This window comes from Amycolatopsis sp. WAC 04169 (assembly GCF_003947535.1).
In the GTDB taxonomy this organism is placed as follows: Bacteria; Actinomycetota; Actinomycetes; order Mycobacteriales; family Pseudonocardiaceae; genus Amycolatopsis; species Amycolatopsis keratiniphila.
In genome coordinates, this window is sequence record NZ_QHJI01000020.1 from 1 (window position 1) to 15049 (window position 15049).

The following is a 15049-nucleotide window of genomic DNA, read 5'->3' on the forward strand; positions in this document are numbered from 1 at the left end:
TCACCGCAGCCGGGACACCAGCGGACCTCCTGGTCCGACTTGTAGTCCTTCGCCTTCTGCGGTTCGGTCTCGGTCGGCACAAGGTCCAAGCCGCCGAGGGTGGGGATCCCCAGGTCGATCGCGGTCATCAGGACGTCTCGTACGCCGATTCGGATAATTTGCTGTTCAAGGCGCAGGTATTGATCGATGCGAGAGATTTACGATGCCGCTTCACAGATGAAGGTGTTGCGATCGGTGCGTCATGGCTGTGATCGGGGACGCTCTGGCGCGAGTCTTGGTGCGATTCGTTCACAACCTGAGTCGCCACCTTGCGGACGCCGCGGCAGCCAGTTTGTGACGTCTCACCATTTACGGCTTCACACATGTGCCGCTCCTCGGCTTTTCCAGGACGAACGATTCTCGGCGTTGGTGGGCGCGGCCTGGGGTGGTGGCCGTCAGACGATGATGCGGCATGGTGGCTGCGGCGGCCTGAAACTCTGGACAAAAGTGCAAAGATCATCAATGAATGGACGGTTGGCCTCCATGCGTCACCCGTGCTTTCGATGTTGTCGGAACGACAACTTGGCCTGAAGTGCCTCCGTCCACCGGCGTGGACGCCGAGGCGAGGGATCGAGTCAACCGCTCTCCCTGACAGGCAGGGCCGCGGCCCGTATCGCGCCACCGCTGAAGAACCCCGGCCGTAGTCGTTGGGGTCAGCACCGTGGTCGAGTTCCGCGCCTGTCGGTATGCGGCTTTTCGCCGTTTCGGTGAGGTGGTAGAACCACATTTGCCGCTCGGCGGTCGCCTCAGCCGATTCGACTGCCTCGTCGGCAGCCACTGCGGGACTGGTGATCTCGGCACCTGCCGTACTCGGCTCATCATCCGCTCTCTCAGCTCCTCTCCGCTCGCAGGCCTCGCGGTGTCCTGTTGAGCGGCTCGACGGAAAGCGGGGGCAAGCCGCGACAGTGAGTGCGAAGACGCTGGGTCCCGGCGCCCCGCCGATGTTGGCGCCATGCAGGGAACCCGCGCGGCGGAGGCGATCGATCTCCACCTCGTGCTCACCGGGACACGCTGTGGTGGGTGACCACTGCGCTGATCGCGGTCCTCGTCCTCCACTGACAATTACGTTCCCACCACCTCCGCTCCAGCGTCGGTGACAACCTCCTCCCGACCGCTACGTTCGCCCCGCCGCTCTAGGTACGCGCGACCGGCTTCGAGGACGGAACGACGGTCGGGCCGGGCGAGTGTGAGGTCACCGCGGCCGGCTTGTGGTGATGATGCCGTCGGTGTTGATGGATTGCTGGTATGCCAGGTGGGAGATCCCGACGGGCTCGTCGGGGTCTTCTCTTTTGAAGGTTTTTTCTTTGCTGGTGAAGTCGTAGTGGTCGCTGTAGTCGACGAGGATGGCTCCGTGGGGGTTGGTGGTGGGGTCGAAGGCGTTGTCGAGGGCGATGTAGGCGTTGGCGCCGATGGTGGTGTGTTTGGCGGGGTTGTTTTTGTTGGGGAGGGTGACTTCGATGTCGAGGAGGACGGTGTTGACGCGGGTTTGGTCGATGCCGCCGGTGGGGAGGGTGGCGGAGTTGGCGAAGGCGGTGGAGTTGCCCGCGCCTTCGGCGGTGATCTGCTCGGGGTTGGCCCCGCGTCCGGCGTACATGTTGTAGGCGGGGTAGTGGGGGTGTCTTTGTTTCCAGTGTTTTTCGAGGTCGTGGCGTCCGTCTATCTGGCTGGGGACGATGTAGGTCTTGCCGAAGTGGGCGCCGGCGTAGATGCCGAGGACGCGGCCGTTGCGGAGCGTTGGTTGCCGGTCGTCGGGGACGGTGCCTGGTGGGTGGGTGAGGTAGAGGCCGAGTTGGCCGACGAGGCGTTGTTCGTGGGCGGCGACGTGTTCGGGCAGCACCTGACCGACGTAGACGGGTCGGTCGGGATCGGTCGGGCCCAGGGCTGCTTCGGTGATCGTGCCGGGGGTGGGGTTGGTGGAGGTGCGGACGATGCGGCGGATCTCGGCGGTGATGTTCTCTTCCAGGGTGCGGAAGATCCGGGTGAACGTGGCGGCGTCGGTGCGGGCGAGTTTGTGGTCGTCGGGGTCCGCGGCGATCCTTTTGAGGTTGTTCTTCCCGTTGACGATTTTCGCGGTGATCTTGTCGGCGTTGGCGCGGATCACCGGGTGGATGTCGCCGTCGGGTCCGGCGAAGCGGGGAGCGACTTTGTAGAGGGGGTCGGCGGGATCGCGCCAGTAGAACATGTCGTCCATGCCGTGGATGGGGCGCAGGCCGTAGTGGAAGGCGCGGGAGACGTAGGTGTCGGCCGGTCCTTCGGGGGCGGCGAGCTCGGTACGTCGTCGTCCTTGGTCTTCCCACACGATCCTGATCTCGCGTTGGGTCACGATCCGGCCGGACAGTTCTTCGGCCTGGGCGGGCGAGATCGCCCAGCCGGACATTTTCGCGATCCAGTCCCCGGGGTAGTGCGGGGCCCGGGCGGTGGCCCAGTCTCGGACCAGGCTCTGGGTGGTGATCGAGGTCGGTAGTCCCGCGCTGTCGCGAGTCAGGTCCAGGCCGGGCAGGCGGGTCGCCCGCAAATGTTCCAGCAGCGCCCACAGCGAAGGGTGGCTCCGGTTCTTCTCCGGGTCGAACCCGACGACGAGTTCCCGGATGTCGGCGGGGATCACGAACTCCGGCCCGCTCGTACCGGGCAGGGTCTTGCGCCGCTTCGACGGCCGAATCTGCAGCTGGGACACCTCGCCTCCCGGAGAGGTATCCGCTGTCGCCGCGTTTTGGCGAACCCTGGCCCGCCATCTCGACACCGTGGTGTCCGCGACGAGGCCACCGGAGCGTGCGGCGGCTTGGGCGGAACTCAGTTTCGCCGGTCCGGCGGCGGTGGCGAGCACCCAGGCTTTGACGAGGGCCAGTCCATAGTCGGGGAGCTTGCCGGCGGCGTCTGGGGTGAGTTGCTTTTCCGTGGCGTGGCTGTGGGTGAGGAGGAAGTGTTTGAGGTTGTCGTCGCCTGCTGCCGGGCGCCAGGCGCGTGCGGCGGCCAGGGCAGCCTCGTGGGGAGGTGGTGTTTCGACCGCGTTGACCGCCTCTTGGTGACGTCGCCAGCTCCGGATCGTCACGTTCGAAGCGAGGCCGCCGGCGTGTTCCGCGGCCTTGCTGCCGTTCAGGCTCCCGGGACCGGTGGCGGTGGCGAGTGCCCAGGCTTTGACGAGGGCCACTCCGTACGCGGGGAGTCTGCCGACGGCGTCTGGGGTGAGTTGCTTTTCGGTGGCGTGGTCGTGGGTGAGGAGGAAGTGCTTGAGGTTGTCGTCGCCTGCCTTGGGGCGCCAGGCGCGCGCCGCGGCCAAGGCTGCCTCGCTGAGGAGTGGCGCTTCGGCCGCGCGGACCGCTTCCCACTGACGCCTCCAGCTCTGGACCATCGAGTCCGTGGCCAGGCCGCCCGTGTACGCCGCCGCTTCGCTCGTGCTCAGTTTCGCCGGCCCGGCCGCGGTGGCGAGCACCCAGGCCTTGGCGAGGGCCAGTCCGTAGGCGGGGAGTTTGCCGTCAGTGTCCGGGGTGAGTTGTTCTTCGGTGGCGTGGTCGTGGGTGAGAAGGGAGTGTTTGAGGTTGTCGTCGCCTGCTGCCGGGCGCCACGCGCGCGCCGCGGCCAGGGTGGCTTCTCCAGGCAACCGCCGGTCGACGTCGGGCTGCCGCCAGGTGACTACCGTCGCGCGCACGAACAGCCCGCCCGAGTACGCCGCCGCTTCGCTCGTGCTCAGTTTCGCCGGCCCGGCCGCGGTGGCGAGCACCCAGGCCTTGGCGAGGGCCAGTCCGTAGGCGGGGAGCCTGCCGCCGGCGTCTGGGGTGAGTTGTTCTTCGGTGGCGTGGTCGTGGGTGAGGAGGAAGTGTTTGAGGTTGTCGTCGCCTGCTGTCGGGCGCCAGGTGCGCACGGCAGCCAAGGCCGCCTCACTCGGGGAGGTCTCGACGGCGTTGTCCTTTGCCCACCGGCGTCTCCACACGCGGACCGTGGACTCCGAGACGAGATCGCCGGATCGGCTCGCCACCTCCGCGGCCGACAGTCTTTCCTTGCCGGTGGCGGTGGCGATCGCCCAGGCTTCGACCAGGGCCCGTGCCCGGTCGGGGAGTTTGTTTCTCCTGTTCGGGGCGAGGTCTGCTCTGGTGGCGTGGCCGTGCGTGAGGAAGAAGTCCTTGAGATTGTCGTCGACGGTGATGGGGCGCCACTGGCGAACGGCGGCGAGGGTGGCCTCGCTGGGCGGGGGTCCGGGGTGCGGGGTGCTTACGATGCCGGTGGCCTCCGGGTGAAGGACGAGTGTCTCCGGCCGCGCCTGCCCACCGCCGGGTGAGACGGCGCCGGTGCGGTCGACATGGACGGGCGTATCGAAGAACCTCGCCTTGACGGTGATATGGGACAACGTCGGAACATCCCGGAAAGCGTTCTGGAGAAAGAATTCGGCGGCGGAGGTGAAGTCGCACGCGTACAGCACGACGCTGGTGATCGCGCTCCAGCTCACCAGTTCGACGGGCAGCGCGGCGAGCGTGTGGGCGAGCCGGGTGGGGGTACCGAAAACGAGCGGGCTGCCGGGAAGCAGGAAGTGGCCCTCGCGGTGGTGAAGGGCGAGTGGTAGCTCGCCGGGGTCGCGGTGGCGGGCGAAAGCGGCAGTGATGTTGCGAGTGTAAGCGGGGTCGACGAAGGCGACACCACTGTTCCGTGGCAACTCGATGACGGCGACGGAGTGGATCTTCGCGGTACCGCCCGCGAGGAGGGGCCCGGCGTCGATCGGCGACAGGAGGTGGAGACTTTCTCCAAGGTGGGTTTCGGCCACGGCACGCAGGGCTCGTTGAGATCCGGTGATCCGGTGCCGCCGCATCGACCGGACCAATTCCGTTGTCCGGCGCGGGCCGTCGAGCTCGGCGAACCCCGGGATCTTCCCCACGATCCAGTTGACGCGGTCGTGGATGAAGATCTCATGGGGGGACAGGTCCGCCGACAAGGTGGCTATCCGATCGCCGTGGCCGATCGCCTCGGTGATCGCCTCGGCGGCGAACCTCCTGAGCGCTTCCCGTGTGCCGACGACCCCGTTCTGGATCAGCCGGTCGACGAGTTCGTCGGGGCCTTCGGACTTGTGCGCCCATGCCGCGGCGTAGGCCACCGTCCCGATGGTGGCGAAATCGGCCGGAGTGCCGGCGTCGAGCCTCCTTCCGCGGAACGTCCATCCGGGCTGGAGGGTCAGGATCGCGCGGGCGCGGGCCAGCACACCGGGATCCGGCGGTGTGCTCGTCAACTGAGAAGTTCGCATGACGATCTGCTCGCGGATTTCCCGCACGCGTCCGGAAAGGTTGTATTCGAACGAACGCAGCATCTGCGAATCCACGTCGAGTCCGGGCTCGGTGAGAAGCAGCGCGTCGATCAGTTCGTCGACCCTCGGATCCTTGGCGTGGTCGCTCACTGGGAGAAGGGGATGGCGGCGCCGATCCCTTTCGGCGGCGGCGATGGCCCTCTCAGCCTCCTGGCGTCGTGTCGGTGTCCCGGCGAAACCGGCGTGCTCGCTCAACCGGGCGATCTCTAGTGGCCCGGCCTGCGGATGGTCGATCGCCAGTTGCCAGAGCACTGCATCGAGGTGACCTTCGTCGAAGTACCTCCCGACACCCCGGTAGGTGGGAAGCCACTGCGTGCCATCGTCCTGAGCCTGCCGCACCGCCCTCGTGATGGCCTGCGTGGCCTCGTTCGACGCGACGACGCCTGCCAGGGTCAGGTAACTGGCCAGAGTGGCGACACTGAGAGCACCGTGCTCGGCGACCACCTCGCGGGCCAGTTCGTCGATCTTCTGTCTCCGTGCTGTCGCGGAATCGGAACCGTACACGCGCCGAACGGGGTCGAAGGGCGGCTCACCGCGCTGGGCAGGTGCCTCGCCCTGCAGGTCGCGGGCCAGCTTCTCCAGGAACTGATGAGGACCGGTGATACGTCGCATACGCATATGCGAGATCAGTTCGTACACGCGGTCCGGGCCGCGCAGGGCCGGTTCGGACCGCAGGATGTCGAGAACACGGCTTCGGATGCTGTCAACGTCGGCGGCGTTGAAGATCGACAGGGTTTCGAGCCGATCGCCGTTGCGAGTCGCCTCGGTGATCGCCTCGCCGGCCAGCCGGTTCAATGCTTCGTACGATCCGGTTACGCCTTCCCCTGCCAGCCGGTAGACCAGTTGCCCGATGTCCGCGGTCTTGTCCACGCAAGCCGCGGCGTAGGCCAGCCTGGCGATCGCCTTCACGTCGGCGAGTACGTCGACGTCCAGCGTCCGGCCGGCGAACGTTCCGCCGGAGCGCAGGACCGGCACCGCGGACGGGGTGCCGGACGCGTTTCTCCCGGCCCTGACCACGTTGGTCAGGCTCTCCGGCTTTCCGGTGACGTTGTACGAGCGCAGGCGAGTCAGAATCGCCGCGTCGTCGGCTTCGGGGTCCGCGGCGTGGAGGCCGGCGATCAGCGTATTGATCGCGGGGCGGTGGTCGGGCCGGGTGATCGACAGTATCGGGTGCCGCCGTCGTTCACGCACCGCGGCCGCGATGGCTTGGGTCACCGCCAGGTGCAGCTCATCGCTTTCGGCGAAGCCGGCATCCCCGGCGAGGCGTGCGATTTCGGGCGCGGACAGTTGCTGATGGTCGACGACGAGCAGCCATAAGAAAGCTGTCAGCTCAGTGGGCTCGGCAGGCGAGAAACCTCGCCGATGGTGATATTCCCGTGCTTCTTGACCTCGATGAACAGGATGCCAGGCCAGCCCTTCGTTTTCGACCTGCTCCACCGCGCGGGTGATCACGGGGTCCATGCCGGTCTGTGACGCGGCTTCGCGCTTCAGGTGGTTCACCAAGAAGGTGCGACGGCTGCGAACACCCTGTTCGATGACGATTCTCCTGGCCATCTCTTCGATGGTCTGGCGTCCGAGGGGAAGCAAGTACTGCCCGGCCACCACCGCGGGCGCGGAAGGCAGATCCGGGATGCCTTGGATGTCGGCCGCGAAGCGTTTCAAGTCCTCCTGCGAACCGGTGACATGACGGATCCGGAGATGCTTCACGAACTCGTTCAGCCGCGCCGCCTCCCGCAATTCCGGCGAGCCGAACACGATACCCAGAGCGCGGTCCACCAGGGCGGGTTGCCGGGCGGGATCGGCCACGGACAACGGCCCGAGCCGGTCGCCGTTGCGGGTCGCGTCGTCCACCACGGCGCTGACCAGCGTCAGCATTTCCTCGCGCGGTCCGGTGACCCCCCGCGCTGACAGGTGGTCGGTCACTGCGCCGGCGTCGGCGTCCTTGTCCGACCACGCCGCCGCATACGCGATCCTCTCTATCACCCGGCGGTCCGAATGGACGGCGACGTCCCAGGACCGCCCCAGGAACGCCGGAGCCCGGCCGAGCCGGAGGCCGTCGTCCTCGGCGATCTTGAGCGCTTGCCGGGCATAGCCGCGCAATTCGGTGCGGGAGTTGGTGAATCCTGCTTTCTGCGCCGTCAGCGCCAAGTCCGGGACTTCGGCGTCGGGACGGGAAGTCACCTGCCAGGCCAACCACGTCGTCAGTTCATCGGGATCGTTCGGATCGAACACGCCCTTTCGGGATGCTCCGCGGTAAAGGGGAGCCCACAAGTCACCGGCTGCCTTGAGTTCGTTTCTCGCTTGTAGGGTCAGCGTCCGGTAGTCGTCGCGTCTGACTCCCTCGGCATCCTGCTGTCTGGTGAGCGGTGCCACGTCGTCGACGCTTATGTTGCCGAACTCAAGGAAAAGGGCTTTCGCCGTGTCGACGATTTTCTTCCGGGCGTCGGGAGTGAGCGCGTTCAGTCTTGTGGTCGCGTCGCCGGTCTCGTCGATTTTGCGCTTACGGCCCAGATGGAGGGTATCGGCGGGGAGGGTGCCGTCGTCGGCGGTATGGATCCTGCCGTCGGGGGCGATGAGGATGGGTTCACCCGGCCGGGCGGCGGTGATGGTGACGTGGCCGAGCACGGAGAACGCGGGATCGAGCATGAGCCGATTGAGGTGGGTGACGTGACGGGTGTCCAGGTCGCAGGCCCAGAGCCGGATTTCCTTGACCGCGCTCCAGACGACCAGTCGCGCGGGCAGGCCCGCCAAGCCGGCGAGGAACCGATCCGGTGTGCTGGGAACGACACCGGATCGGTATCCCGGCAGGAAGTAGTAGTCGTTCCGCTGCGCGGCGAAAAGGTCGAAAACGCCCTCCTGCTCGGGGACACGGGCATTGAGGATGTGGCGGCCGAAGGACTCGGTCACGAATCCGGCGCCGTGCCGGCGGGGGATGACACGGACCTCGTGCCCGCCGAAGTCGACCGGGACCCCGAGTTCGGGGCCGCCGGCGACGTGGGGTGTGGCCTGGGCGAGCAGGGCGCGCACGGTGTCCGCGTCTTCGCTCAGGTGGTTCCGCGAGCCGGTGGTGTTTCGTTGGCGCATGAGCCGGACGAGGTCAGGGGTGGTCAGTTCCCGGGAGTCGGGGTGGGCTATGGCGATTTCGAGGGTACGGCGGCGGATGGCTTCGCGATGGGTGGGCAGGTCGGCCGACAACCGCTGGAGCCGGTCACCATGGTGGTCGGCGAGCCTGACGACGGCGGCGACTATCCCGGCGAGGGCTTCCGGTTCGGCTATGACCCCGTTGTCTTCCAGCCGGCGGGCGAGTTCGGATGGGGTATCGGTCTTGTGGGCCCAGACCACGGCATAAGCGAGCTTTTCGATCGTGACACGGTCTTCGGGCACGTCGCTACGCAATGTCCTGCCGTAGAACGTCCCCTTCCGGTTGAGTGTCAAGGTGTTCGCGGCATCGACCTTCCGCGTTTCGTCAGGCGGATGCTCCGCCAGCGCCGCCTGCCGGTCGCGTACCGCTTTGCGGGTTCCTAGCCACGGCCCCAGCACGTTGTGCTCGTAGAGCCGCAGAACGGTGGCGTCGACGCCGAGTTCGGGTTCGGTGATAAGGACGGCATCGATGAGGGCGTGAACCTGCGGCGTGTCCTCTTCGGTCACGACGTGCACCAACGGATGACGGCGGCGGTCCCACTCCGCCGCGGTGATGGCCGCGCGCGCCAGCTCGTGCATGTCATGAGATCGGGTGAGACCGGCTCGCTCGGCCCGGTAGACGAGATCGGACGCGGTGTCATGGGGATGATCGACGGCCAGCAGCCACAACATCGCCTCGCGATGCCCTGGATCGTCCAGCTTGACGACCCCTTGATAGGTAGGACTCCACGACCAGCCTTCTCGCACGGCCTGTTGTTTCGCGGTGGTTATCGAAGCGTTGGTCACCGACCATTCCGCACCAGCCCGTCTCAGGAGTGGGCGCAACGTCTGGTTTTCCAGATCACCGTGTTCTTCGACGATTTTTCGAGCGGCTTCGATGACGGTCTGCTGGTGTCCGAGATCGCCGGGATTCGGCTTGCGCGCTCGGATGGCAGGGGCGAACCACGGAACGGTGGTGTGGGCGGCCAGGTCGTCGAAGGGAGTGCTCAGGAGGGCGTGCGCGAGCTTTTCCAGCGCGGTGTGCGGTCCTGAGATGTGCCGCATCCGCAGGTGCGCCACCAGTTCGCCCACCTCGCCGCGCGCATGCAACTCCGGGGTCGAGCGCAGGACACCGACCGCGCGGGCCAGCACCAGTTCCCGGTCGGCCTCGTCGATGATGGACAGTGTCTCCAGACGGTCACCGTTCGCGGTCGCATCGGCCGCCGCGTCACCGATCAACAGACGGAGGTCGCTCTCCGCGGCCGGGTCACCCCGGGTGACGACCCCAGCGTCCGCCAGCACCTGGCTTAGCCGCTCGATTCCCGCGAATTTGTCCATCGTCGCCGCGGCGTAGGCCAAGGTCCGGATCGAGGCATGATCAGCGAGTATGTTCGCGTCCAGCACGCGGCCCGCGAACCTCTTTTCCGTAGACAACTTCGGCAGTGCGGCCGTTCTGACGGAATTCGCCGACAGCCCGTGTTCTCGCCTGGCGTGGGCGATTTCTTTGTTGATCTCCTTTTCTGCACCATGAACGTTATAGTCACGCAAAGCCTTTTTGACCGACTGGTCGGTCCTGGACTGCTTGGCAGGATCACGGCCGGCGACGAGTGCGGAGATCAGGTCTCGAATTCCGTCGCGGTGCGCAGGGTCTGCGAGCGAGAGAGCCGGATGCCTGCGTCCGTCGCGCACAGCGGCGGCGAGGGCTTGTTCCGCGGCCGACTTGAGTTCCTCGTTGTTCGTGAAGCCGGCTTGGTAGGCGCGATGTGCCAGGTCCAGCGAGGATTCAGTGGGGTGATTGATCGCCAGCAACCAGAGGAACGCGGTCAGCCTGGTCGGTTCGTCCGGGGTGAAGCCCCGCTGCCGGTCGTAGCTTCGCCCCTCGCGACCTGCGTGAATCGGGTGCCATAGCCAGCCTTCTGCCCGCGCCTGCTCGAGCACCGGGTCCAGCGCCTGCTGCCAGAAGGTCTCTCTTTTGACTCCTTCCCGCGACACGGCCGCCAGCAAGGTGAGTTTGTCCGTATTCCCCCAGGTGGACACCACTTCCGAAGCCAACTCGCCGATGGCCGCCTTATCCTCTGGCTTGGCCATGTCGAGAACTCTCTCGCGGAGAACCAGAGGATCGAGAGAAAGCTCTTGGCCGCCGGCCGGTTCGGTGATGTCCTTTCGCCGCACTCGAGCGGCGAACTCCTCGACCGCGTCCTGCGGGCCGGTGATGTGCCGGATCCTCAGATGCTTGATCAGTTCGGACAGCCGTTCCGGTTCACGAAGGCGCGGAGTGCCGGAAACGATGACCAAGGCCCGGTCCATCGCCTCGCTCGCCTGCTCGGTATCCGTGACGGACAGCGTGACCAGCCGATCGCCGGCGCGGTCCGCGTTGGCCACCACGCCTCGCGCCAGCGTCTCCAGTTCCGCCACCGAGCCGGTCACCACGGCCTCGGCGATCAGGCGCGCGGCCAGTTCCTCCGCGGTCGCGGTCTTGTCCGACCAGGCCATGGCGTGGATGATCTTCTTGATCAGACTCCGGTCCGAGGCCACCCCTGTCGCCAGTAGTCGGCCTAGTGCCGCTGGCCCGCGGGGCGGGTCCCCCGGGCGATGACGGCGGCCGTCCTGGTCAGCGGCATCGATCGCCTTTCTGGCGAAAGCGGGCATCTCGGCATAGGGGGTGAAGCCGGCCAGCACCGCCTCACGCACCAGTTCCGGAGCGGAAACATCGGGGCGGCTGGCCGCCTGCCACCACAGCCAGACGGTCAGCTCGTCGGGCTCGGCCAGATCGAATCTTCCAGACCGGGACGCACCCGCGTAGTGCGGAGTCCACAGCTGTCCACTCGCTTTGAGTCTCTCGCGAGCGGCGGACACCGCTGCTGCGACGCTCGGCGCTTTCACCTCCGGGGGGAGTGACTCGCGGGGTACGAGTCGGCTCAGTTGTTGCGCCTCGATGCTGCCGTATCGATGGAGTGCGTCGTCGGCGGCGATGGCGAGTTGCCGTTGGGTTTCGGGGGCGAGGGTGCTGGTGGGAGTGTCGCGTTTGCGTTTGGGGCCGAGGTGGAGGACGGACTCGTCGGGTTCGGGGGAGGTGTCGATGGTGCGGACGTCGCCGTCGGGGTGGACGGTGATGGGTGTGCCGGCGTGGGGGAACGTGAGGGTGGTGGTGCCGAGGGAGGCGTGGAGAAGGGGGGAGAGGTGAGTGTGGTCGGTAGGGGTGAGATAGCAGGACAACAGTTCGATGGTGGTGTCGCGGTTCCAGGTGGCCAGGTGCGGCGGGAGACCGGCGAGTGCGGTGGCGAGGTGGTGGCGCGGCTTGGAGGTGGCGAGGTCGTCGCGGCCGGGCAGGACGAAGGTGTCGTTGTCGCCGCTTTCGACGAGGACTCGGTAGACGCCGGGGGTGGGCTCCGGGAAGGCCGCACGCACGTTGCCGGCGTGGAGATCGGAGACGAAAGCGACTCCACCGCGGCCCGGGAGCGCGACGGTCCGCAACGGCCGAGGGCTGTCCTGGCCGGTGTTGAGGTCGGCGGGATCGGGACGGCTCGGCGGTGCGGAGCCGGCGAGGAAGGCGGCTGTCGCAGAGGAACGCCCGGCCGTGGTGTGCTCCGCGGCCTGGGACAGGGCGGGAAGACCGGTGCTGCCGGGCTTGACCGTTCCGGAATCCGTGGCGGCCACCGCCGCTGGTGAGACAGGCTCCGCCGTCGCCGGTAGGCCGGTGGGTGCCGAGGTCATGGCCGATGCCGGCATCGAGGCCGTGGTGATCTCGGGTCGACTCGGCTGACCGGGGGTGACGGCGGACGGCAGTGCCGCTGTGATCGTGGACTTGCCCGACCCGGGAACACCGGCCGCCGATGCCTGCTCTGCGCGCTCCGTGGCGGCGAAGGGCGGTGCCGTAGCGATCGAAGCAGACGTCGCCGCTTCTGCGGATCCTGTCGGCGTTGTGGCGAATAAGGCGCCGAGAGCATGAGAACTGGTGTAGGCGGGTGTCTTGTCCGCGCGGAAGTCGGTGGCTTCCGTGGCGGTGTAGGGCGGTGGGGGTTCGGCTTTCTCCGGGGTGCCTGTGGTTTCGGTGGTGAACTTTTCGGGACCGGCAGGCTTTCCAGTGCCCGGGTCTGCCTTGGTGTCCGGTTCGTCCTTGGCGGGAATGGAGAAATCGGGCAGGACAGGCGGGTGAACGGAGTCGAGCGCGCCGCCGCCGCCGGTGGATCCGCCGCCGCGGCCGCCGCCGTAGCGGGACAGGGCGCCGAGCGCGCCGAGGGCGGGATTGCCGGCGGGGGCGCCGAGGGCGAGGTTGATCAGGGGTGCGGTGACGATGACGGTGATCATCTGGCCGGTGGCGTAGACGAGGTCGCCTAGGGCGGCGAGGGGGCCGTCGACGGCGGTGGTGACTTGGCCGATGGTGACGCCGTCGGCGAAGAGGCCGCCGGGCTCACGGGACGCGAGTCCGTCACGCAGATCGAACGCGATCTTGCGGATTCCGCCGGCGGCGGAATGGAACACCCCCGCGAACGCCCCGCCCAGTGCGCCCCCGGCCAGTGACGAGGTCAGTGATCGGGTGTCCCAGCCATCACGGTCACCGTCGGCGATCTGGCGGGCTTGGACGCCGAAGTCGGTGCCGCCCATCAACGCGGCGCCGAAAGCGGCGAATCCGCCGGTCTTGAGCGCGAGGTCTTTCGCGGCCTTGAGCAACGCCGCTTTGGTGGCTTGGGACAGGCCGCCGGTGACCGAAAGCTGCCCGAGCCGGGTGACCAGCGCTTTCCAGATCGCGGTCAGCGCCACCCGCGCGGCGGCGATCACCACGCCGGTGAACAGGGCACCGATCAGGGTGGCCAGCAGGTGCAGGACCGACGCCAGGGTGAACGCGGCGAACACCACGAACATCACCTTGGTCTTGTACACATCCGCGGCCGCGTTCTGGGCCATGCGCCCGAGCTCGCCCGAAGACTCCCGCAATCCCGCCACGCCGTCGGAGATCGTGGTGCTCAGGAAACGGGCGAAGAACTCCCCGGTGGCACCCTCCAAGACGTCCGGCACCGCGGTCCCGGCGGCCCGGCACGCGGCCTCGAACACCCCTGCCGCGTCCTCGAACGCCTCCCACGCCTTCCACAACGCGACCAGACCCTGATCGTCACTCTCCGGCCACGAGAGCCCCAGCGTGAACTCCAGGAATCGCCGGACATCGGCAGGAATGTGCACACCACCACTGCTCACCGCGGCGACACCCCTCCTGAAACGGCCCACGAATCATGCCGAAGCCATCATGCGAGGCGCTCGGGACGGTTACCGACAAGTAATGCTCGTTCGGCGGTAACTGGAGGGAATCACCTCGCTGGCCCGTCGGGTCAGTCGATGGTGATCCCAGGAGACAGCAGCTCTTTGCGTCCGGACACGCGGAGCTTGCGGTAGACGCCGGACAGATGGAATTCGACGGTTCGCACGGTCAGCCCGGCCCTCGCGGCGATCTCCTTGTTGCTGAGACCGGCCCGAGCCATGCCGGCGATACGGCGTTCCTGCGGGCTGAGCGTCCCCCGTGTGGGCGTTTCGCCCAATCTGCTCAGCTCAAGGCCGATTTTCTCGGTCGTCCGCCGGTCGCCGATCTGCCGGGACAGCTCCGCCGCGAGCGAAAGCTGGTCCGCCGCGCGGCTGAGTTCCCCGACCGCCATCAGTTCCCGGCCGAACGCCAAACGGACCGCGACGAGCTCGACACGGGCGCCCGCGACCTCGAGCAGGTAAACCGCGTCGGAAAGCAACGCGAGCGACTCGCCTCGATCGGCGACCATCGCCTTCACGTACAGCGCGTAGCCGAGACCGGCGGGGGTGCCGTAATGCTTCGCCGTTCGATGTTCGTCGTCGGCCAGTGAACTCGCCAGGTCCGGGCGACCGCATCCGATGGCGGCGAAAGCGGCCATGGCGCGCCAGTGGAGCACGGTGGGGAGGGCCATGTGCTCGAAGGCGGGCACGTTCCCACAGGCGAGGAAATCGGACAGCGCGCCTTGGCCGCGTCCTTCGGCGAGCCGGATGGTCCCCCGTGCGGCGAGTAACAGCGGGTGGTGGACGGTCGAGCGGCCGATCAGGCCGTCGAGGTCGTTTTCCCTGGCCGACTCCTTGGCCTTCTCCAGTTCGCCCGCCCGGACCAAGGTTTCGAGCTGCCAGGCCAGTGCGACGTGGCGAATACCGCGCGGAATTCCCGGGCCGACGAGGTTTTCGAGAGCGGTCCGGGCGCCGTCGAGGTCACCCGCCAGCCGGGCGATCTGGGCTCGGAGCAGCGGCCACATCAGGGTCGTGGGCGATCCCGCGGAATGAGTGGTCCGGGCGAGGCGGGCGCAATGCGCGTCGGCCGCCGGAAGCGCGCGGGCGATGAGCAGCACCGACATCGCGCGCCATACGCAGCGGAGGTCGTCTCCGCACGGTGCCGTGGTGAGCGCGCGATCGGCCAGCCGGGTCGCCAAGGGCCGGTCGAATCCCCGCATACCGACCGCCATGGCCTTGGCGGCGTGGCAATCGTGGTGCGCGGCCACTCTCGGCGTTTCCGGGGACTCCGCCTGCGCCGGAACCTCCACCGCGTGCGCCTGAACGAAATGCCGGTTCGTTTCGGTGCCGATCACAGAACGCGCTCCCATC

Annotated in this window: 2 protein-coding genes and 1 pseudogene; all 3 read right to left on the reverse strand. The window is 67.5% G+C overall.

Annotated elements, in window-relative coordinates; all coding sequences use genetic code 11:
• Positions 1–128 (reverse strand): annotated as a pseudogene (locus DMC61_RS39895) (2-oxoacid:ferredoxin oxidoreductase subunit beta); the annotation flags it as partial.
• Between the two features lie 1103 nt (positions 129–1231).
• Positions 1232–13639, reverse strand: a complete 12408-nt coding sequence (locus DMC61_RS39900; RefSeq protein WP_125695606.1) for a hypothetical protein — start codon at positions 13637–13639, stop codon at positions 1232–1234.
• Positions 13640–13770: 131 nt separating this feature from the next.
• Complete coding sequence (locus DMC61_RS39905) at positions 13771–15048, reverse strand: LuxR family transcriptional regulator (protein WP_125695607.1); 1278 nt, start codon at positions 15046–15048, stop codon at positions 13771–13773.
• Position 15049: the final 1 nt, after the last annotated feature.

Excerpts from the sequence above, each read along its gene's own strand:
- DMC61_RS39905 (WP_125695607.1), bottom strand. The coding sequence starts at position 15,048 with ATGGGAGCGCGTTCTGTGATCGGCACCGAAACGAACCGGCATTTCGTT.